The following is a 22,774-nucleotide window of genomic DNA, read 5'->3' on the forward strand; positions in this document are numbered from 1 at the left end:
CGCAATGACTGATCTCAATGAGACTGTACTCCGTTACAGCGCAAAGCGCTGTAAGGAGTTGAAAAGGGCGAAAATGATGCGATCGCCTATTCTCCATTACCCCAATGGCTCCGGTAAGGTGAGGTGGCGTGGGTGAACAAATTTACCCTCAAAGTTGAGAGCTTTGTCTTGGAACGTGCGAGCGTTGGACAGATCTTGGCGCAGTTGGGCCCGATCCAGAGGGTCGGGGGTGTCGGCGATCAGGTGGATGAGGAGGCGGGTCGCCAGATCTCGTCCAGAGACTTGGATACGTTTTTTGGTGGGGTTGAAAAGGATGCCGTACCAGAGGGATTCAGAGCGATCGATGTGACTGAAGCCGCCTTGAGTATCGTAAGGGCAAAGTTGGCTAAAGATGCGGGTGAGGCTGATGTGATGCTGATACACGAGGATACCGATCGCGCGAACGAGGGCAATTTGACCCACAGGGCGAAACAACATATGACCTTCACCATCATAGCTTTCAAAGCTGAACCGGCGCAGGTCAGTACTCAACGCTCCCATTTCTAAGGCTTGGTAGCTGGGCAGAGTAGCAAGATAGTCAAAGAGGGTGGAAAAAGTGGCCAGAGCTTCTTCGAGTTCTTCGTCTTCCGGGCGTAGGGGAATCAGGCCTTTTTCCGTGGTTTTCCAGTGGAGATAGGGATGCTGGAGATAGGCTTCAGCCATGTCTTTGAGGGCAGGGAGGGTGGTGAGAACGGTGGATTTAGTCGAGACGGTGGTGCTATCGAAGTTCACCCTGGGGTGGCGATCGCCTTTTGCTTTCAGCAGGGGGTGGTTAACAGCAATACGACGGGCGACAATAGAAAATCCGTCATCTTCATTCAAGAGCGCCAGTTGACCAGCACTCAGGCGCACCGCCATCAGGTTGACATGGACAAAAATCGAGCGGATGCGACTCCTAGCTTGGTCGCGGGTTTCGCCAGCGAGAACGGCGGGAATAATTTCTAGACCGATGGTTTCTTGGCGCAGGCTTTGCAGTTGACTGGGAGTGATGGGGTAGTGCTGGCAGAGATCTTCGGCTGTGATGCTCGAGCCAGTGGGCTTTTTGTTTTTCTTATATTTGGGTAGGGAACCACTACGGATCAATTCCATCAAACCTTGGATACCCATCAGCCGATGTTGGCCGTCGAGGGCAAAGATAGAGAAACTAGGGTCGACATTGAGTAGTCCCAGAGTTTGGTCGCGGTTAAGGGGAGTAAATTGGGCGGCTGACTCAGTGGCGAGATCTCCATTCCATTCTGGAGCATAGGGTTCTTCGATCCAAGGAGCGCCGATCGCCGCGAGCAAAGGAGGGAATTTGTGGTTGGGACGGACAGCGAGATATTGGGCTAAAGGGGCTTGGCGCGACCAGTCGAGGGGGCGCTGTTGCAGTTGTTCAATGGTTTCAGCATCCCGGATCAAATTATGGGTTTGGGGGTCAATTTTTTTTTGAAACAGAGGTAGTTGGTGGGCGAAACGAACCCGATTAGAGAGCCATTCGAGGGTCACAGAGGCCAGATAGGCTTGGCTTCCTCCCATTTGGGTTTTTTGTACGAAGAGTTGGTGCGGGTGGCGATCGAGTTCGTCGAAGAGGGTCATTGGGGAATTAAGTAATGAGTAATAAGTGGGGGAATTAAAGTTAAAGTTGATTATCTCATTGATATCAGCCTGTTGTTTAACCAGCATTGTGGCCTCTGCACGGGTCTGCGTGCTTTGTGTCCTCCTATTCCCTGCTCCCCATTCCTTATTCCCCATTTTTAGGCCAGGTTTAGCGGTACAATAGCCTACGGTTAGCTAAAACGGCGGGAGAGCAACGCGCTCTGCCGTTATCAAGTGTTCGTTATTCTCCCCTGATCATGCCTAAAGTTCTCGTTTGCGACCCTATCGATCAAGCTGGAATTGATATCCTATCTCAAGTTGCTCAAGTTGACATCAAAACTGGCCTTCCGGTTGAAGAACTCATGAAAATCGTTCCGGAATACGATGCCCTCATGATTCGCTCAGGAACCCGTGTCACCGCAGACATCATCGAAGCAGGTGTACAACTGAAAATCATCGGTCGTGCTGGGGTCGGGGTTGATAATGTAGATGTTCCCGCAGCAACCCGCAAAGGGATTATCGTCGTGAATTCACCAGAAGGCAATACGATCGCCGCTGCTGAACATGCTCTAGCCTTAATGCTATCCCTGTCCCGTCATATTCCCGATGCTAACGAGTCCCTGAAAAATGGCCAGTGGGAGCGAAAAAAGTTTGTTGGCACTGAAGTCTATAAGAAAACCCTAGGAATTGTTGGATTAGGCAAAATTGGCTCCCATGTGGCCACAGCCGCTAAAGCGATGGGAATGAAGCTCATTGCCTTTGATCCCTTTATCTCCGCAGAACGGGCGGATCAATTGGGCTGTCGGCTGGTGGATATGGATGTTCTCATGCAAGAATCCGATTACATTACCCTCCACATTCCCAAAACTCCAGAAACGGCGAATTTAATTAATGCCGAGTCTTTGGCAAAAATGAAACCCACTGCCCGGATTATTAATTGTGCCAGAGGGGGGATTATTGATGAAGTTGCCTTAGCTGAAGCCTTGAAAAATGGTCAAATTGCTGGTGCAGCCCTCGATGTATATGCCAGCGAACCCCTAAGTGAATCTCCCTTGATGAAATTAGGTAAAGAGGTGATTTTAACGCCCCATCTAGGCGCTTCCACTACGGAAGCCCAGGTCAATGTCGCGGTTGATGTGGCCGAACAAATTCGGGATGTGCTTCTGGGACTGCCTGCACGCTCGGCAGTGAATATTCCCGGACTGCATCCGGATGCATTGGAACAGTTGCGCCCCTATTTGCAATTGGCGGAAACGTTGGGTAATCTCGTCAGTCAGCTTGTGGGCGATCGCGTCGAAAGCCTCAATATTCACCTACAAGGGGAACTTGCCAATAACCAAAGCCAACCCATTGTCATTGCCGCACTCAAGGGTTTGCTCTCACGAGCGCTGCGGGAGCGTGTTAATTATGTAAATGCCTCTATCGAAGCTCAAGAGCGAGGCATTCGCGTGATTGAAACCCGTGATGCCAGTATCTGCGATTATAAGGGGTCTCTGTTGTTGCAAGCGAAAGGCCCCTCAGAAGAACATGAGGTAACCGGTACACTCCTGGGTGATGGCGAAATTCGGATTACTATGGTTGATGGATTTCCGATTAACGTACCGCCCAATCAACATATGCTGTTTACCCGTCACCGAGATATGCCAGGGATTATTGGTAAAATTGGCTCTCTGTTAGGTAGTTTTAATGTCAATATTGCCAGTATGCAAGTCGGACGGCAAATCGTGCGCGGCGATGCAGTCATGGTACTGACGATTGACGATCCCTTACCTGAGGGTATTTTAGAGGAGATTCTCAAGGTTGCTGGAATTCGGGATGCCAATACAGTGATGTTGTAGTCTGTAGAGACTGTAGGAGCGAAAGATTTTTTGCCCCTACAGCCTGGGTTGAAGTACAAGAAACAGGGTTGATCCGATCGCCCAACAGACCCCAATTAGGTTAGGATGAGACCTAATTAAGCAACCGTGATGGGCACACCTGCAAGCCAGCAACCATGAAAGCCTGGGAATTTCTGATTCAAAAAGACCGCGATCGCGCCTGGTTACCCCTAGAACCCCCTAGCGTAGAAGTTTTAGAGGGACAATATCGTTTAGTCCTGCGCTCTAGCTATCCGCAAACGGCGATCGCCATTCACCTCAGCTACCAATTGCAACCCTCCTCCCCTCCCCAAGTTCAAACCCGTCAGCACCACACCAATAAAGAAGGCCTGATGGTCGTCTTTCCCTACACTTACCTGAAACCAGGACTATGGGAAATTGCTTGTATTGCCCATCCTCCAGATCGACCCCCCCAAAGCTATCAAGTTTCCCTAGAATCGTTATGTCTAGATCCAGAACCAGATGAAGTAGAAGAAGAGATAGAACCTGAAGCACCCCAAGAATCCGAAGAATCCGAAGAATCCGAAGCACCCGAAGCCTATGATAGTAGCTTCTTTGACGTTCCTCCTCCCCCAGAACGACCCAAACCGACCCCAGTTTTAGGCTCTTCATCATCCTGGGAAAACCTGGATCTGTCCTCCCTGGAACTCATTCTCGATCGCACCATGTATGTGCAAACCAGCAACACTCCCATTACCATAACAGGGCAGTTACGCAGAGATCGCCCCCAAACCTTTCCCCAACCCATCGCCCTGCAACTGGCCGTTACTCTGCAAAATCCCCAAAACTTGGAAATTCTCCAAGCACTTAAACACCAGCTTATTGTGCAAAGCCTACCCATCCCCTTTGAATACAGCTTTAACTTACCTCCCTTAACCTCCCTGTGTTTTATCCTCGGACAAGCTCAACTCTTTGAGTCCTGGATAACTCCAGCTCTCCCCGCTCAAGTCCCCCAAGCTCCCCCAACACCCCTCACCGAAATCCAATTTAGTATCACTACCGGTTTGCAACAACTTATGGAGGCCATTACCAATCGACGGGATACGGAGGAAACGACCAAACCGTCCATTCTTCCCTTCCCTCTAACAAGCGATCCCATACCTCCACCTGCCACTGTCAACCCTCCCGCCGTCAACCTCGACTTATTTAACATCGCTAAAGAGTCCCCACCAGAGACCGATCAACCCTGGAAAGCGTCCGCATCCCCTTCTCTTCCTCCCCAACTGTTTCCCCCCTCTGACTCTCCCAAAGTCAAATATCTGCAATTACCCTCACTCCAAGGCATCCAACCCCCTCCCGATCTCGATTTACCCCAACTTCCCCCTTCATCTGAACCGCCCAAACCAAAGCTCAATCTCACCTTACCCCCCCTGAATCTCAATCACCAAGCCCAGGAAGAAACGCCCGAACTCCCAGAACCCTCTCCCCCTTCCCCCGTAGATGAAGCGTTTCATTCCCTACATCTGCAAGATAAATTTAGCGAGCGACTCAACGATCTAGCTAAAGAGGCAGAAGATTGGGTAGAAGAAAATACTGACTCGGAAGAAGAAGAGGCGCTCGCGGCAGACTTTGAAGAAGATAATGTGATTGAAGGCGAGTTAGTCGAAGAGGACTCTACCCATAGTTTAGAAGGTACCGCCAGTTTTCCCTTGCTCCTCGCGCCAGCAGAAGAGTCCCAAGAAATTGTCTTAGATCGGAGCTACGCCCAGCCAGATATTGGATCTGAGGCTCTAGAAGAACCATCTGAACCAGAAGCCCTATCTTTTCCAGCTCCTTTACCGACTCCCCTCTTGGAAGCGCCAGAGCGAGATTGGATCGCTGAAGAAATTATTCCCATTAAAGCCTCTTTAGCCACGCGATCGCCCCATATCCACATTAAATACTGGTTAGTAGATGCCCAAACCCGTACCCTCTTAGAAGAACCGCGCTGGATCGTCGATCTAGTTCCGGATGGTCGAGATCGTCGCAGTATTGTATTTAACTTTACTGTTCCTAAAGGAGCCATGGAAATCCAATTTGAGGCGATCGCCGTCGAACTGATTGGCCAACGGGAAAGCCATAAAACCAGTTTCCGCCGCCTGATCGTTCCCCCCAACTTACACCAAGTCACATTTGAAGAACTCGAACCCTAGGGCAATTCCTGGTGCAATTGCTAAACTAGGAAAAATCTCATCAGTAACTCGTAACCCATGTCCTTAATCTCCAAACTTTCCTGTATCAGCCTAACCTCCCTCCTGGTTAGCTTCATCTCCCCTGCATTAGCTCAACTTCCCCTTACTCCTGCCAGTTTTGAAGACTTCCTTCCCACCCTGTTAACGCCCCTCGAACAACAAGCTTATCAGGCGATCGGACAAGAAAAAACCCTAGAATTAGCCCAACAAACATGCAGCGCCTTAAACTCCGGACAAACCCTCGAAGAACATATCAACACGGTAGCTCAACAACTTGCTACAGAAGGCGTTACCGAAGCCCAAGCCCAAGCTGTTGCTGGATTCAGTAGCAAAGTCATTGTTGCTGGCATTGCCACCCTTTGCCCCGAACACCTCACCAACTTACAACAGCTCGAAATTCCTCTTCGTTAAAACACTCACCAATCAACAGGGAAAAGCATCTCATTCTCTGTTCTAAATCACTAATCCCCAACTATGTCCATTATTCTCACGCTGACCGTTGTTGTTCTTGGTTTAATTTCTTTCATTAGTGAATGGCTTCCTGCCGATATTACCGCTCTCTCCATTGCCATTGCTTTAATGTTACTGGGACTGGTCACTCCTGAAGAAGGAATTTCTGGCTTTAGTAATCCTGCTACAGTCACCGTTATGGCCATGTTTATCCTCAGTTCAGGAATTACCAAAACCGGCGTGATTCAAGTTGTTCGGAACCGGATAATCCGTTGGGCAGGAAATAATCCCTCTCAGCAAGTTTTCGTCATGGGTTCAATTGTCGGGCCCATCTCAGGATTCATTAATAATACCGCAATTGTAGCCATCTTTTTGCCGATTATTGAAGAATGGAGTAAACGCCAAAAAATTTCACCCAGTAAGCTGCTCATTCCCTTATCCTATTCCACAATTTTAGGCGGATTGCTCACCTTAATCGGCACATCAACAAATATTCTCGCCAGTGGTGTATCGGCTCAACTCGGCTATGGTGAATTTTCAGTCTTTCAGTTTACAAAATTGGGAGTATTAGTATTTATTATTGGTCTCACCTATTTAGCTTTAGTCGCGCCCAAATTACTCCCCGATCACCAAACCTACCTCGTAGGAGAAGATTATAACCTCAAAGACTATGTCAGTGAAGTCGTCATTAGTCCGCGATCGAGCTTAATTGGCAAGACGTTACAAAGAACCAAAATTCAGCGTAAGTTTGACTTAGATGTACTCGAAATCATTCGTGATAAACAGCGCTTTTCCCAGCCTCTAGGAGATAAAGTGCTAAATGCCGGTGATATTCTGGTGATTCGGAGCAGTCGAGAGGAATTACTAAAAATTCGAGAATCCAGGGGGCTTGAAATTTTGGCCGATGTCAAATTTCAAGAACAACCCATCGAAAAAGTTATTGCTTCAGGAGAAGAAAAAATTGCAGAAGTTCTCATTTTATCTAATTCACGATTGATTGGAACAACCTTAAAAGAGTTGCGATTTAGACAACGCTACAATGCGACCGTCTTAGCTATTAGAAGAGGGGCAGAATTTGTCCAAGGACGACTCGGTAAAATACGATTGAAATTTGGGGATTTGTTATTGGTTCAAGGGCCAAGACAGAGTTTCTTAGGTTTACAAACGACCCGCGAATTGCTGGTTTTAGAAGAAAAGCCAGTAGATATTTCAAGGCGACAAAAAGCAAAAACAGCCCTGGGAATTACAACCGGAGTGATTGTGTTAGCCGCTTTTAATATCTTGCCGATCTTAGTCAGTTCTTTAACTGGCGTAGTGTTAATGATTATGACGGGATGTTTAAAACCAGGGGAAGTTTATGGGTCTGTGCGCTGGGATGTCATTTTCCTCTTAGCCAGCTTAATTCCTCTAGGTATAGCGATGAATAAATCTGGGGCAACTCAATGGTTAGCTCAAAAATTAATTCATTTAGGAGGGAATTTTTCGGGTTATTGGATACTGTTTTTTTTCTTTATTATTACTTCCCTGCTCACCGAAATTCTTTCCAATAATGCCTCCGTCATTCTAATGTTACCCATTGCTGTGGAAGTCGCTAAAACCCTAGACTTAAACCCTTATGCTTTCATGTATGCGGTTGTTTTTGCAGCCTCCAATAGTTTTATGACTCCGATTGGATATCAAACGAATGCCATGGTGTATAGTCCAGGAGGCTATAAGTTCTTTGACTTTACCAAAGTAGGCGCACCCTTAAGCATCTTAATGATGTTTACGGTTCCCTTATTGATTAACTTTATCTATGGTTTATAGGGAATGGGTAATCGGTAATGGTAAGCATTCCTTACGCACATAAATACAGTGTCGCGTGGCTTCACTGAGCGGAGTGACAAAGGCATCTATCCAGATTAACTTTCCTCTAAAACTGTTTAGGGTTTGGTTGAAGGTTTTTTCCTCGTCCTGAGTCCAGCGCCCTCGATATAAAATGACTAGCCCCCCTGGTTTCAAAAAGGGAAAGGCATACTGTACACAGACTTCAGCTTTGGCTACAGCTCGGATTAAACAAAAATCATACTGTTGATAATAGTCCGGTTGATGATGGATCTGTTCGGCTCGGCCCACAGTAGCCCTAATATTGGGTAACTTTAGGGTGGCGATCGCCTCTTCTAAAAACAGGATCTTCTTTTGCGTACTATCGAGCAACGTTAACTCTAATTGCGGATAAATTGCTCCTAAACTAAACGCCACCGGAAATCCCGGAAATCCTCCGCCAGTGCCAATATCCAGACCTCGTAGGGGTCGATCCATAGCCCAAGGTTGGAGCGGTAAATCTTGCGGTTGAGAGGAAGATAGAGCAAACGCCAGAGGGCGAATAGAATCCCATAAATGCTTTTCCCAAAACTCGGTTGCTTCCGTAATGCGGGTTAAATTCATGTGGCGATTCCCCGCTAAAATTAAGCCATAGAGCTGCTGGAATTGATCTAATTGGCTGGGGGTCGGTTGCCAACTCATCGTCTGTTCCCAAATCTCCAGAGAAGGAGGTAGGGGGGGAATGGATTGGAAAATCTCCATTGGTCACAAGTTAAGGTTGTCAGCTAGTTGTCAAGGAGGAGGTAATAGGCAATAGGCATTTGTAACAAGTTAACGCTGTAAGCTAATCGATGCCATGGAACCAATAACAAGGGGGCTAGATTTCCTAGCCCCTGTAACACATCAGGAATTAACCTGATTGTCGCAATTTACGCTTCCTCGTTGTTTAACAAGTTCTGAATCTGATTTAAAGCGGCTGCACCAATATTGAAAAGGGCCCATCCTCCAGCTATCGCTATCGGTAGCAAAACGACGACTACACGCCAATCCATAGTGTTCTCCTCCAAATTCAGTAAAGTTTTTTATCGATTTATCTTACTTCTAGTTTTACCGCAAAGTGAGACGCTTGTGTACTCTCAATTGCTTATGTCCCCAAATCTGGGAAACAGTCGTGAATAGCTGGATGGACAATATGATTATTCTTGATATTCACGCCCTTGGCTAAAGCAGGATTTTGCTTCAGAGCACCAACTCCTGCATGGGCTAATTGCAACACATAGGGCAGCGTCGCATTATTCAAGGCTTGGGTTGCTGTCCAAGGCACTGCTCCCGGCATATTGGGGACACCATAATGGACAACCCCTTCTTCTATATAAATGGGTTGGGTGTGGGAAGTGGGGTGTAGAGTTTCGATACATCCCCCTTGGTCAACGGAAACATCAATCAGCACAGAACCCGGTTTCATTCTCCCCACCAAACTACGGGAAACTAATTGAGGGGCACGACGACCTAAGACTAAGACCGCACCAACAAGCAGATCTGCCTGGGGAACCACTCGTTCAATTTGGGCCGAATTGCTATAGAGCAGTTCCACTCTTGAGCCAAACAGGGTTTCTAGCTCTGCCAGGCGCTCCACATTAATATCTAGAATTTGGACTTTGGCTCCCATTCCTATGGCAATGCGGGCTGTTTCTGTACCAACGACACCGCCGCCAAGAATGACGACTTGTCCGGGACTAACTCCTGGAATACCGCCTAATAGAACTCCTCGGCCTCCCTGTTGTCGCTCTAAGAAACGGGCCCCAAACTGCACAGATAGCCGGCCAGCAATAACGCTCATGGGGGTGAGCAGGGGTAGGCGACCATCTGGTAATTCTACGGTTTCATAGGCGATCGCCAACGTTCCTGATTTTATTAATTTTTCCGTTAAGGGGCGATCGGCCGCCAAATGCAGATAAGTAAACAATAACTTTCCAGAAGTCAAAAACCCATACTCAGAAGCTAACGGTTCCTTTACCTTCACCACCAACTCCTGATCCCAGGCCAGATCTGGAGAAGGGACAATTTTTGCCCCCACATCTAAGTAATCTCCATCCATGAACCCAGCCCCGTCACCGGCTCCAGTTTCCACAAAGACCTGATGACCCCGTTCAGTCAACACCCGCACACTACTAGGGGTGAGTCCCACTCGAAATTCTTGATCTTTCCGTTCTTTAGGAACTCCGATATCCATCAATTACCTCTTCATGCTGAAATCCCTCTAGATCCAGCTTATATCAATTAAAAATTAAAAATGGGTAAGTTGGGGGCAAATTGGCTGACTACGAGGCGATACGAGATCTAGATGCTTCTGCCTTTCCTACTCCCTATTCCCTAGGAAATAGCCTGTATTGCTTAGGGTCTAAGGTTTCAAGCTGTACTTCTCCAGAAGACAGAAGTGCTATATAACTGCTCTAGGGTATTCCTGACTGAGCAGAAAGGACTCAAATGGCATTATAATTAGGGTAAATATTAAGAATTGTAAACTTTAACAACTTTTACCCTCAATTATGGCTGAACTCAAACCCACTGTATCCCCCAAACTTCCCCAACCCAAACTCGGATTTAACGATTATGCCGAGCGCCTCAATGGTCGAGCTGCCATGGTCGGTTTTATCGTTACTCTAGTCATTGAATACCTCACCGGACAGGGTGTTCTAAGTTGGTTAGGATTAAATTAAAGGGGAAGGCAAGAGGCCACCAGTCTCTTGTGAACATGAATCTTCGATAGAGAAATGATCTGAGTACAACAAGTAGGGGCAAAAAAGATGCAAGCCCCTACTGCCTTTTCTAGAGCGCTTGGCGCTCCAGCTAATCCTGATCATCCTCCATCGGATCGTAGATTAGCTCTTCCTCCTCCAAATCTAAATCCATATCGATCGCCGGCTCGGTCTTTTTCGCCTTTCCTTTCGGGGTTTTGCCCTTCTTCGTCCCTGGCTTCTGGGCACTCGATTTTGGATCTAAGCGGTAGGCTGTGCGGTCATCGACCACCAAATCCTGCAAATCGTCCACATCCGACTCTGAATTATCAAACATCGGATACGACATATTCCGGCCAGTCGGAGGAGACAACTCATCAGACATCACCCCATATTCGGAATCATCAGACCCACCCGAATATCCATGGCCAGGCAAGAAGCTGTCTGATAGACCCGATCCCACAATTTCGTCATCGAGATCCCCCCTCGTATCATAATCGGGGGAAATTTGGCCCCTAAATCCATCCTCATAGGCATTAAACCCAGTTCCCGCTGGAATCAAGCGCCCGATAATCACATTTTCCTTCAAGCCCCTCAACCAGTCCGACTTACCCTCGATCGCGGCCTCCGTCAGCACCCGCGTCGTCTCCTGGAAACTCGCCGCACTAATAAAGCTATCCGTGTTCAACGAAGCCTTCGTAATCCCCAGCAGTACTGGAGTATACCGGGCAGGTGCACCCCCCGTAATCGACATCGCCTCATTCACTTGCTCCACTTGGTATAACTCCATCAGCTCCCCAGGTAACATCGTCGTATCTCCCCCATCATCCAGGCGCACCTTAGAAGTCATCTGGCGAACAATCACCTCAATATGTTTGTCGGCAATATCAATCCCTTGAGACTGGTATACCCCTTGAACCGCATCCACCAAAAACTGTTGCACTTCAGCCAAAGCCGCCATCGCCGCTTCGTAATGGGACATTCCCTGCTCTAAGTACCAACCAAACTTAATTTCCAGCAGTTCGTGGGGATTTTGTTGGCCATCAGAAATCGGGCCTCCCGCTTCGACTCGTTCCCCTTCCACCACCATTAAGCTCTGGCCGGGCAGGAGCGTATACGTCGTCAGGGTACCATCAACTTCCACAACGCGGATGGCTCGCACGTCATCTTCTCCTTCCACCGTTTGGATTTCCCCAGGACGACGGGCTAAGACACAGGCTTCCTTCGGTTTGCGCGCTTCTAGCAGTTCTTCAATCCGGGGCAGACCTTGAATAATATCACCAGTTTTAGCCCGCTCGAAGACCAGCAGCACCAGTTTATCGCCCCGTTGGACTAGTCCCCCATCTCCCAGGTGCAGGACCGCACCCGGAGAAACTCGATAGGGACGAGCCGCACGCAGGACTAGAGTTTTGTCGGTGGGGTCAATGAATTCAACTTTGCTCGACTCTGGAAGCCGAATGCCCGGCGCAACCTCCGTGCCAGCCACCAGTAGATCTCCTTCTTTCACTTGGAGCTGGTCCATTTGGTCTTGCAGATCTAGGGTTCGGCGATCGCTCCCTCGAACCACCAGCAAGCGTCTAACCTGCTCATCCTCATCCCGCAGCCCAGCAATTTCCCCCGGGGAATTACACAGAATCTCCGTTGAAGCAATCACATCCCCAGCCCCAACTTGGGCCCCATCTTCAACCAACAGTTGCGTCCGAATTTGTCCTTGGGTTAGGTCCGCTATCCCTTCCCGGCGAATCAACAGAGACTCTAGAATCACCAACTGGAGGCGCATCACTTCAATCACCTCCCCATCTTCCGTGGTTTCGTTCAGCTCTGGAGCCGGCACCAGTTCAATATCGGCCACCAGTTCTAAGCCCTCCAAGGAACTTCCTTTCGCACTCGAGGTCTCACCCGCATAATCCGGGTTAATCTCCAGGATTAAGTGGGTGCGCACCAAATCTACCCCTTGAACCGATTTAATCCGCTCGCCATCCTTGTAGGGCAACCGTTGCGCTGTGCGCAGTTGGATCAGGTCTTTTTCGCCCGTGGAAGTAGACGGCCCCGAAGGACTATCCGAGACGGGGTACTCCGCCACCGGGCGCAACAGGGCACCCATCCCTTCTGGGGTTTGCACGATTTCTAGGGTGCAGAGCTGCTCGATCTCTTGGCCCATCACCACTTCTGGAGGACGAACGATGCCTTCCGTGGGCATCTGTTCGGGGTCGGTAATCAGATGGAGTGTGCCCGGTTTAATGATGATTTCCCGCAGGATATCGTTTTTCTGCACCACCGTGACGATGCCAGAGGTTTGGCAGAAGATATCTTTGACTACTTCCGTTCCCGCTTCCACATATTGGCCGTCTTCAACCATCAGCAGGGAAATATCTTTGTTGACTTCGTGGGACTCTTCCGGAATCCAGAGTAAGGTTCCCCCTTTGACCACTTCTTGGCCGTATTTGCTCGTACCGCTGCGCCGTTTGGTTTCAATCCCCGCATAACGGATCGTTCCCCCCGTTAGGGTGCGATAGCTCTGGTCAATCAGTTCGGCAACGACCTGGCCAGAGGTCACTTTACTTCCCGGGGTGGCCAGCAGGGAAAACTGCTCGCCCTCGCGGGTCGTGATCAAGTAGATTTCCTTACTACCTTTGTCTTTAATGGTGACTGTTGCTTGGTCTAGAGTGACTTGGGCGGTAATAATTTCCACTTCACGCCCTTCCGGTCCCTCCGGCAGGCGCACCAGTCCACCGTGTTTGGTGGTGATGGTACTCATGGCAAGGACATCGAGCGATTGCATCCGGTCTTGGTTTTTGACCACAGGTTTGGCATCGGAGGGCAGGTTATAGACTTCTCCAGATAAAACCCAAATCAGGCCTCCTGTCCGGGCAATAACGGTGGTTGCTCCTTGGCGATCGCGTTTTTCTTCCGGAATAATGCCCTCAAAACAGACTTCTCCAGCAATGTCAGTACTGACATCTTTGGTGGCTCGTTCTGTGGAGCGGCTCGCTGCCCTGGAGGGAGGGGTATTGGCAATAATCGTGCCTGGTTTAATCATCTGGCCGTCTTCAACGAGCAGACGAGAACCTGCACTGATGGGAATTTTGTGGATATTATGTTTCTTTTTCTGATCAAGAGCGCCTGCACTTTGCTGGGTTTCTTCGCTATCCAACTCCCGGATTTCCACATCCACAATCAGCTCGAGTACACCTCCGGTTTCTACCCGAATTTCTTGGCCCTGTTGGGTTTTGATTTTACGGGTTTTGACTTCGGCATAGTTGATTTTGCCCCCAGTGGGAGCGAGGATATCTCGGGCAGCCCCGGAGAATACGCCCCCCGTATGGAAGGTTCTCATGGTGAGCTGGGTACCGGGTTCGCCGATGGATTGGGCGGCGATAATGCCGACGGCTTCACCCAAATCGACGGGGGCATGGTGGGCCAAACTCCAGCCATAGCACGCCTGGCAAACCGAGCGCGCCGCTTCGCACGTCAGGGGCGATCGCACTTTGACCGTTTTCGTGTGTTTGGCCACTGCTTTGGCTAGGTCTTCACTGAGCCAATCATTGCGCTTGGCCACCAACTCCCCGGTTTCCGAGACCACATCTTCAGCCAAAGAGCGACCCAACAGGCGATCGGCTAGGGGAATCAGGACGCGATCGCCCTCGCACATGGCTTCGACGGTAATTCCCCGGGCTGTTCCGCAGTCGAGTTCGCGAATAATCACATCTTGGGAGACATCCACCAAGCGCCGGGTTAAATATCCACTATCTGCCGTCCGCAGGGCCGTATCAACCAGACCTTTTCTAGCTCCATAAGAGGAAATAATATACTCGGTTACCGTTAACCCTTCCCGGAAATTGGTTTTAATGGGCAAGGAAATAATTTCCCCCTGGGGGTCGGCCATCAGCCCCCGCATTCCCACTAACTGACGCACCTGGGAAATATTCCCCCGTGCCCCAGAAAACGCCATCATATACACGCTATTCAGGGGATTGGTCGCCTTAAAATAGCGGACCACTTCATCCTTGAGGGCTTCACTGGTGGAGTTCCAGGTATCAATTACCCGTTGAAAGCGTTCTACTTCCGTAATTTCACCTTTAGAATAGCGCAATTCAATTTCGCGGATTTGTTCTTCAGCAGCTTCGAGTAATTCTTGTTTGGACGGAGGAATCTGCAAATCATCTACACTGATACTGACTCCAGCACGAGTGGCGAAGCGAAAGCCCAGATTTTTGAGCCGGTCTGCCATTTGGGAAGTTCGAGCGCTACCGTATTGGGTAAATGCAGCAGCAATCAGTTTTTTCAGTTGGCCTTTATCAATAACGCGATTTTTGAAGATCATGGGAATTAGGGAATGGGGAATAGGAAATAGGGAATAGGGAATGGGAAATAGGGAATGGGGAATCCCTCTATGACCCATTCTCCTTCTGCTACGTGAAGCACTTATTGGTCAGAGAAGTCGGTAGAAATCGATTCATAGGTCGGTCGATTGGGCGATCGCCGGCCGGTTCCTTCTTGCATCAAGTCGATTTCCACATCGCTGGAATCTCCATCTTCACGAGTCTCGACTTTATGCACCCCAATGTCTAAACAGAGGGATTGCAATTCTCGCATCAGCACCTTAAATGATTCTGGCGTTCCCGGTCGGGGAATGGCTTTACCTTTAACAATGGCATTGAGAGCCTCATTTCGGCCTTGCATATCATCAGATTTCACGGTCAGTAACTCTTGCAAGGTATAGGCTGCACCAAAGGCCTCAAGCGCCCAAACTTCCATTTCTCCGAACCGTTGTCCACCCTGTTGGGCTTTTCCACCCAAAGGCTGTTGAGTCACCAAGGAGTAAGGACCAGTTGAGCGAGCATGGATCTTATCATCTACTAAGTGAACCAATTTCAGCATATAAGCTTTACCCACCGTAATCGGGCGGTCAAAGGCCTCACCTGTGCGGCCGTCGAACAACTGGATTTTGCCTGCATTTTTGGGGTCATAGAGCCACTCTTTACCTGTGTAATGGGCAGCTTCTTTGAGTTTGTTATGTACTGTCGCCCTAGACATTTCCCGGCTGTGCATTTCATCAAAGGGTTGCAGCTTAAACCGGCGCTCTAGGTTTTCACCTGCCCATCCCAACAGACATTCAAATACTTGACCCACATTCATCCGGGAGGGAACCCCTAGGGGATTTAAGACGATATCCACGGGGGTGCCATCGGGCAGGTAGGGCATATCTTCCAGGGGCAAAATCCGGGAAATAATCCCCTTATTCCCATGTCGTCCTGCCATTTTATCGCCCACTTGGATCTTCCGTTTTTGGGCCACATAGACGCGGACGACCATATTGGCTCCAGGGGGCAGTTCATCTCCTTCTTCGCGGGTAAAGATACGCACGTCTACCACGCGCCCCTTTTCACCATTAGGAACTCGCAGGGAGTTATCCCGCACATCGCGGGCTTTTTCACCGAAAATGGCTCGGAGGAGTTTTTCTTCTGGGGGTTGGTCGGATTCCCCTTTAGGAGTCACTTTACCTACGAGGATATCCCCGGATTCTACCCAAGCGCCTTTACGGATAATGCCGCCTTCGTCTAAGTTCCGCAGGGAGTCTTCACCGACGTTGGGAATTTCGCGGGTGATTTCTTCAGGGCCAAGTTTGGTTTGCCGAGCTTCAATTTCGTATTTTTCTACGTGGATAGATGTATACAGATCTTCGGAAACCAGACGCTCGGAAATCAGGATTGCGTCCTCGTAGTTGTAGCCTTCCCAAGGCATGTAGGCTACTAGGATATTTTGACCTAGGGCTAACTCTCCCCCTTCTGTGGCACTGCCGTCAGCGAGAATTTGACCGACTAATACGCGATCGCCTTCATAAACAATGGGACGCTGAGATAAACAGGTATCCTGGTTTGACCGTTGATATTTTTGCAACTGATATTCAACAATCTGGGGAATCGCTCCTTCTGACCCCTCCTCCGATGCTTCTAGATCGGAGGTGACCTGAATCCTGGTTGCGTCTACAAAGCTAACAACACCATTGGTTTTGGAGACAATAACCATGCCGGAGTCGCGGGCAGCTTGGGGTTCCAGACCTGTCCCTACCAAGGGTCGCTCTGGCCGGAGTAGGGGCACGGCTTGCCGTTGCATGTTCGATCCCATCAGGGCGCGGTTCGCATCATCATGTTCCAGGAAGGGAATTAAGGAGGTTGCCACCGAGATAATCTGTACGGGAGAAACGGCTACATAGTCTACCTGGGTGGGGGCAGCGGTGGTAAATTCTTGGCGATAGCGCACGGGAATAATTTCCCCTAAGATTTTGCCTTCTTCATCGCAAGAAATGTCTCCGGGAGCTACCTGGAGGTCGTCTTCTTCATCAGCTGTCATGAAGAGGGGAGCTAGATCTCTGCGTACATATCCGTTTTCTACACGATAGTAAGGAGTCGCAATAAAGCCGAATTCGTTGACCTTGGCGTGAGTGGCTAAGGAACCTATCAATCCCGCGTTGGGGCCTTCTGGGGTTTCAATGGGGCAGATGCGGCCGTAGTGGGAGGGGTGAATATCCCGTACGGCAAAGCCGGCTCGTTCGCGGGTGAGTCCTCCTGGTCCTAGGGCGCTTAACCGCCGTTTGTGGGTCAGTTCCGCTAGGGGGTTGGTTTGATCCATGAATTGGGAGAGCTGGGAAGAGCCGAAGAACTCTTTGATCGCGGCCACGAGCGGCTTAGGATTGACTAGGGAGGTGGGGGTGAGGGAGTCGGAGTCAGAGACGGTCATGCGCTCGCGGATGATACGTTCTAGGCGATTTAAGCCTACTCTGACTTGGTTTTGTAGAAGTTCGCCTACGGAGCGAATCCGCCGGTTCCCCAAGTGATCGATGTCATCAATACTACCGAGATCGAATTCCAGGTTAATCAGGTAGTTGATGGCAGACATGATGTCTTTGGGGGTGAGGACTCTGATGCTGGCGGGGACAGTTAAGCCCAGTTTTCGGTTCAGTTTATAGCGCCCAACTTTGCCGAGATCGTAGCGTTTGGGGTCAAAGAATCTGGACTCTAGGAGTTGTTGTCCGCCGTTGACGGTGGGGGGTTCTCCAGGTCGCAGTTTGCGGTAGAGTTCGAGGAGGGCTTCTTCGTCGGAGAAGTCTCCTTCTTTTTCGATGGTTTTTTGGAAGTAGTCGGGGTGGCGCAGACCTTCCAAGATTTCACCGGTACTCATGCCTAGGGCTTTGAGTAGGACTTGGGCGGAGAGTTTGCGGGTTTTGTCGATTCTTACCCAAACAAGGCCGTTTTTGTCGGTTTCAAATTTGAGCCATGCGCCTCGGTTGGGAATTAGGGAGGCATTGTAGGTGCGACGGCCATTTTTGTCGGTTTCGGACTTGTAGTAGACTCCTGGAGACCGGACAATTTGGTTGACAATTACCCGTTCTGCCCCGTTAATAATGAAGGTTCCGCGATCGGTCATCAAGGGCAGTTCGCCAATGAAGACTTCTTGTTCTTTAATTTCTCCCGTTTCTTTGTTGATTAGACGGGTGGGCACGTACATTTGCACGGCATAGGTTGCGTCCCGGCGTTTGGCTTCGTCTACTTCGTATTTGGGACGTTTGAGTTTATAGTTTTTGCCAATAAAATGAAGTTCGAGTTTTCCGGTATAGTCAGAGATGGGAGAGAAGCTATCGAGTTCTTCAATTAATCCTTCTTCTAGAAACCAGCGAAAGCTTGAGCGTTGGATTTCGACCAGATCGGGTAGGGTAAACTGGGTGGAAGTTTCGGTAATCTGATTCATTATCAAGAGTGGGTAATTAGCTAGGAAAATTCAGGGAATAGGGAATAGGGAATAAGTTTTTCCGTGTCTGCGTGTCCTTTCCTCCACGCGTCTTTGCGCGTTCACATCTGTGTGTCCCTCTATCTTCCGATACCCCCATCCCCCCCATCTACAACGTGGGCAGTTGGAAGAGGGTTTGGGCGTTTTGGGTAGTTGAGAGTGCTAGGGTTTCTAAGGGGATGTCTCGCAGAGAGGCGATCGCCTCTGCCACATAGCGAACATAAGCCGGTTCATTCCGTTTGCCTCGTTTGGGGACAGGAGCTAGGAAGGGACAGTCGGTTTCGATCAGGAGGCGATCGCTGGGCACCATTTGACAGGATTCTTGAATTTGAGTGGCTTTTTTAAAGGTGACTGTGCCACTAAAGCTAATATAAAACCCTAGGTCTAAAAACCATTGGGTTTCTTCTGGTGTTCCTCCCCAACAATGCATCACTCCTTTGAGTTCTCCATGGGTTTGGTAAAATTCTCTCAGGTATTCGGCTAAGGGGGCTGCTGCATCCCGACAGTGAATAATCACGGGTAAACCCAGTTTATGGGCAATTTCCAGTTGCGCCTCTAGGGCTTGCTGTTGTTGCTTTCGGTTACTTGCTTTGTAAAAATCTAAGCCTGTTTCCCCGATCGCCACCACTTTGGGATCGCTTTGGGCTAAATTAAAAATCTGCTCCCCTATTTCTGGAACCCAATCCTGGCTCTCTAGGGGATGGAAACCAACGGCAAAATAGAGTTCCTCATACTGGTGGGCTAAGGTTTGGATACTTTCAAATTCCTTGGGGGTCACACATGAATGGATCAATTGAACCACTTCTGCTGTAGACCATCGGTTTCTTATATCGTCTCTTTCTTGATTGTACACATCAAAGTTGATGTGTACATGGGTATCGATTAACTGCATGATTCTCCCAAATTTCAGGGTTTAACAAGCACTCTCAAGGGTCAGCAATAGCCGAAACCGCTTTACCCAACTCTCGATCGTTAACCGAATCCTGGCGATCGGGCCCAAATTTTCAGGAGGATAATCTTGGGCTGATGACCTAGGGGGAAGGAGTTTGGGGTCAATTGACGGTGGGTTAGGAGATGAAGTTACCCCAAACTGATAGGGGATAGGATGGGGATTGTTCTCAGGAGACTGCTGGAGTTTCAAGTTTTTTCAGCGCTTGGGCTAGACGGGCTTTACGACGAGATCCAGTGTTCCGGTGAAGTACGCCTCGTTTTACCGATTTATCAATTTTGCTGTACGCTTGATTCATCAGAGTTTGAATTTCCTGCGCTTTTTCTGGGCTAGGGCTGGCGCTTTGCTCTTCAACGGCGGTAAAGAATTTTTTCATCAGAGTCCTTACCGCAGATTTATAGGCTTTGTTCCGGAGACGATTGCGTTCCGCAATTTGAACGCGCTTGATAGCAGACTTGATGTTAGGCACGGTGTTTAAACTTGGGGTAACAGTAACAGCATTCGGGATAGACCCGATATTAAGATTAAGTGTCAGACATTTGAGTATAGCATTTATTCTGCTGAGTTGGATCTTACCCGACCCGTCAAATCCACGTTAAGCTATAAGATGACGATGACCTGGATTAAGGAGGTGGAACCCTTGGGTGGCTTCTGGAGTCCGGGTTACGTCAATGGGGAGACTTAAAGTGGCAATCAATCTAACCTATGCTGAGAATTATTAGCCAGCGATCTGAAGCAGAATCGGAATTACGACGGATTTGCGATCGCACCTTTGATGAGGAAATGGTTCATAAAGAGGCGACGGTTCAGCAGGTGCTGCAAACCGTAAGGCGCAACGGCGACGGGGCCCTTTTGGACTATACGGAAGAGTTTGATGGCCAACGGCTGGAGGTGAGTCAGTTGCGCGTCAGTGCCCTGGAATTAGAGGCGGCCTATCAGCAAGTGGATAAACCTTTGTTGGATGCCATTGAGTTGGCCAGTCGTCAAATTGAAGCATTTCATCGCCAACGCGCTCCTAAGTCTTGGGTCCATTTTGGGGAACATGAAGTGGTGTTGGGCAAGCATTATACCCCGGTTGACCGGGCGGGAATTTATATTCCGGGAGGACGGGCCGCTTATCCGAGTACGGTGTTGATGAATGCAATCCCAGCTAAGGTTGCCGGTGTCCCCCGAATTGTCATGTGTACGCCACCGGGGTCCAATCAAGGCATTAGCCCAGCCGTGCTGGTCGCTGCTCAGTTTGCTGGGGTGGATGAGATTTATCGGATCGGAGGCGCTCAGGCGATCGCTGCCTTAGCCTATGGTACACAAACGGTTCCCAAGGTGGATTTAATTACAGGGCCGGGAAATATTTATGTGACGCTAGCCAAGAAAATGGTCTATGGGATCGTGGGAATTGATTCGTTGGCTGGGCCCTCGGAAGTGCTGGTGATTGCTGATAGTGAGGCGAACCCGGTGCATGTGGCCACAGATTTGTTGGCCCAGGCGGAGCATGACCCGATGGCGGCGGCAATTTTAATCACGACTGACCGCACGTTAGCCAGACAGGTGGCTACGGAAGTGGAGCAACAGCTCATTAACCATCCGCGACAAATTCTGACGGAAAAGGCGATCGCCCATTATGGGTTAATTGTGGTCGTTGAGTCTTTAGACGAAGCTGTAGAACTCTCCAATTTGTTTGCTCCTGAACATTTAGAACTGGAAGTCGCCGAACCCTGGGATCTCCTCCCTCAAATTCGCCATGCTGGAGCGATTTTCCTCGGCTATTCGACTCCAGAAGCGGTGGGAGATTATTTAGCCGGGCCCAATCATACTCTACCGACTTCAGGAGCGGCTCGCTATGCCTCAGCCTTGGGGGTAGAAACCTTTATGAAACATTCAAGCTTAATTCAATATTCCCCCACTGCTTTAAATAAAATGGCCAGCGCCATTATTACTTTGGCTGATGCAGAAGGGTTGCCCTCCCATGCCCATTCTGTACGGGTGAGAACTTCTTCTCCAGAGCAAGATTAGGGCGTTATGAAGGAGCAGAATCATCCCCAGTTGTATCGATGGCTCAAGGATCGAATTAGGCGATCGCCAGGGGGCAAAATTACCTTTGCTCAGTATATGGACTCGGTGCTATATCACCCTGAATTTGGCTATTACAGTGCCTATCAGACGGAAATTGGCAAATTTGGCGATTACTTCACTTCGGCCAGTCTAGGAGCCGATTTTGCCCAGCTTTTGGCCTGTCAATGGGTGCAAATGTGGCAGATTTTGGGCTGTCCCACTCCCTTTTCAGTAGTAGAAATGGGCGCAGGAACCGGACAAGTGGCGGCCGATGTCTTAAGGTATTTAGAAACCTATAATATCGCTTTTTTTCAGAGTCTCGATTATCGGATCGTGGAACAATCTCTGGGATTAAGGCAGATACAGAAACAAAATTTAGCGCCTTGGTTAGGGGAACACCCGCGAGTTCAATGGTGCGACTGGGCGGATTTAGGTTTGATTCAGGGCTGTTTTTTTTCTAATGAATTAGTCGATGCGTTTCCAGTGTCTTTAGTCGTGCGTTCTGGGGAGAAGCTGCAAGAAGTGTTTGTTACCTTGGACGATCGAGACAATGTGGTGGAGGTTTTAGGGGCGTTATCAACCCCAAAATTAGCTCGATATTTTGAGAATTTGGGCATTGATTTATGCTCGGATGCTTATCCAGAGGGCTATCGCACGGAAGTGAATTTAGCGATGCTAGACTGGCTAGAGGCGATCGCCACCCGCTTAGATCGCGGTTATGTGATCACGATTGATTACGGATATACTGCCCAACGATATTATCAACCCAGGCGCACAACAGGAACGCTACAATGTTATACTCGCCACCATCGCCACGATTGCCCCTATATTAATATGGGCTATCAAGATATCACCGCCCATGTCGATTTCACCAGCCTAGAGCATGAGGGCAAACGCTGGGAACTAGAGCCATTAGGGTTTACAGAGCAAGGGTTATTTTTAATGGCGCTCGGACTCGGCGATCTCCTGACAGCCTTATCAGAAAGTTCCCTTTCTATTACTGAACTGTTTAGCCGTCGAGATGCTTTACATCAGTTAATCGATCCCCTGGGTTTGGGCGGGTTTAAGGTATTAATCCAGGGGAAAGGATTAAGCAAACAGGAGAAAGGCAATGTCTTAAAAGGTTTAGCCCATCCTCGATCGGTTTAAACCCTTTGAGATCTTGTTGATAGAGTTAAATCGGGAAAAAATACCGTACTCAACCTGTTAGACAGATCCAAAGACTAAACCACTGGTTAAAAATATCTCCAATGGGTTCTATAAGATTCAACCCCCGTATTGACATCCACCCCTGCCTAAAGGCGAGGGGATTCCTAAACCTCACGTTAGCGA

The 22,774-nt window shown here is 49.2% G+C and carries 15 protein-coding genes; 7 read left to right on the top strand and 8 right to left on the bottom strand.

The window, feature by feature from the left end; translation table 11 throughout:
- Positions 1-96: 96 nt before the first annotated feature.
- The gene (locus AC3A14_RS17130; RefSeq protein ID WP_318733252.1) at positions 97-1,614 is read right to left on the bottom strand and encodes a DGQHR domain-containing protein; all 1,518 of its coding nucleotides are present in this window, start codon (positions 1,612-1,614) and stop codon (positions 97-99) included.
- Between the two features lie 257 nt (positions 1,615-1,871).
- Here AC3A14_RS17130 and serA point away from each other — a divergent pair, with 257 nt between their 5' ends.
- From serA to AC3A14_RS17150, 4 genes are all read left to right on the top strand, one after another.
- Complete coding sequence (gene serA, locus AC3A14_RS17135) at positions 1,872-3,452, top strand: phosphoglycerate dehydrogenase (protein WP_318699488.1); 1,581 nt, start codon at positions 1,872-1,874, stop codon at positions 3,450-3,452.
- A gap of 155 nt (positions 3,453-3,607) precedes the next feature.
- Positions 3,608-5,623, top strand: coding sequence for a hypothetical protein (locus tag AC3A14_RS17140; RefSeq protein ID WP_318733253.1), 2,016 nt, complete (start codon positions 3,608-3,610; stop codon positions 5,621-5,623).
- A 57-nt stretch (positions 5,624-5,680) separates the two neighbouring features.
- Positions 5,681-6,073 (top strand): DUF732 domain-containing protein, encoded by a 393-nt coding sequence (locus AC3A14_RS17145; protein ID WP_318733254.1) that lies wholly within the window; start codon positions 5,681-5,683, stop codon positions 6,071-6,073.
- A 63-nt stretch (positions 6,074-6,136) separates the two neighbouring features.
- Positions 6,137-7,918: an SLC13 family permease gene (locus AC3A14_RS17150; RefSeq protein ID WP_318733255.1), complete on the top strand. Its 1,782-nt coding sequence runs from the start codon at positions 6,137-6,139 to the stop codon at positions 7,916-7,918.
- On the opposite strand, the gene rsmG is transcribed toward AC3A14_RS17150, so the two are convergent.
- The 3 genes from rsmG to ald form a co-directional block, all read right to left on the bottom strand.
- The gene (rsmG, locus tag AC3A14_RS17155) at positions 7,913-8,617 is read right to left on the bottom strand and encodes a 16S rRNA (guanine(527)-N(7))-methyltransferase RsmG (protein ID WP_318736848.1); all 705 of its coding nucleotides are present in this window, start codon (positions 8,615-8,617) and stop codon (positions 7,913-7,915) included. The two genes, AC3A14_RS17150 and rsmG, sit on opposite strands and share 6 nt — an antisense overlap.
- Before the next feature lie 227 nt (positions 8,618-8,844).
- On the bottom strand, positions 8,845-8,967 hold the full coding sequence (locus AC3A14_RS17160) for a photosystem II protein Y (protein ID WP_318699483.1): 123 nt from the start codon (positions 8,965-8,967) through the stop codon (positions 8,845-8,847).
- A gap of 92 nt (positions 8,968-9,059) precedes the next feature.
- A complete protein-coding gene (ald, locus tag AC3A14_RS17165; RefSeq protein WP_318733257.1) occupies positions 9,060-10,148 on the bottom strand; it encodes an alanine dehydrogenase in 1,089 nt (362 codons plus the stop codon).
- Positions 10,149-10,464: 316 nt separating this feature from the next.
- Between ald and AC3A14_RS17170 the strand changes: the two genes are divergently transcribed.
- Positions 10,465-10,635 (top strand): hypothetical protein, encoded by a 171-nt coding sequence (locus AC3A14_RS17170; RefSeq protein WP_318733258.1) that lies wholly within the window; start codon positions 10,465-10,467, stop codon positions 10,633-10,635.
- Positions 10,636-10,765: 130 nt separating this feature from the next.
- Here AC3A14_RS17170 and AC3A14_RS17175 read toward each other — a convergent pair whose 3' ends face one another.
- From AC3A14_RS17175 to rpsT, 4 genes are all read right to left on the bottom strand, one after another.
- The gene (locus tag AC3A14_RS17175) at positions 10,766-14,977 is read right to left on the bottom strand and encodes a DNA-directed RNA polymerase subunit beta' (protein WP_413039134.1); all 4,212 of its coding nucleotides are present in this window, start codon (positions 14,975-14,977) and stop codon (positions 10,766-10,768) included.
- A gap of 101 nt (positions 14,978-15,078) precedes the next feature.
- The gene (gene rpoB / locus AC3A14_RS17180; protein ID WP_318733260.1) at positions 15,079-18,402 is read right to left on the bottom strand and encodes a DNA-directed RNA polymerase subunit beta; all 3,324 of its coding nucleotides are present in this window, start codon (positions 18,400-18,402) and stop codon (positions 15,079-15,081) included.
- A gap of 148 nt (positions 18,403-18,550) precedes the next feature.
- On the bottom strand, positions 18,551-19,333 hold the full coding sequence (locus AC3A14_RS17185) for a TatD family hydrolase (RefSeq protein WP_318733261.1): 783 nt from the start codon (positions 19,331-19,333) through the stop codon (positions 18,551-18,553).
- A 226-nt stretch (positions 19,334-19,559) separates the two neighbouring features.
- Positions 19,560-19,859 (bottom strand): 30S ribosomal protein S20, encoded by a 300-nt coding sequence (gene rpsT / locus AC3A14_RS17190; RefSeq protein WP_318733263.1) that lies wholly within the window; start codon positions 19,857-19,859, stop codon positions 19,560-19,562.
- Between the two features lie 236 nt (positions 19,860-20,095).
- Here rpsT and hisD point away from each other — a divergent pair, with 236 nt between their 5' ends.
- Both hisD and AC3A14_RS17200 read left to right on the top strand, forming a co-directional pair.
- Positions 20,096-21,403, top strand: a complete 1,308-nt coding sequence (gene hisD, locus AC3A14_RS17195; protein WP_318733264.1) for a histidinol dehydrogenase — start codon at positions 20,096-20,098, stop codon at positions 21,401-21,403.
- 6 nt (positions 21,404-21,409) lie between these two features.
- Positions 21,410-22,591 (top strand): class I SAM-dependent methyltransferase, encoded by a 1,182-nt coding sequence (locus AC3A14_RS17200; protein WP_318733265.1) that lies wholly within the window; start codon positions 21,410-21,412, stop codon positions 22,589-22,591.
- Positions 22,592-22,774: the final 183 nt, after the last annotated feature.

It is taken from the genome of Roseofilum sp. (assembly GCF_982964205.1).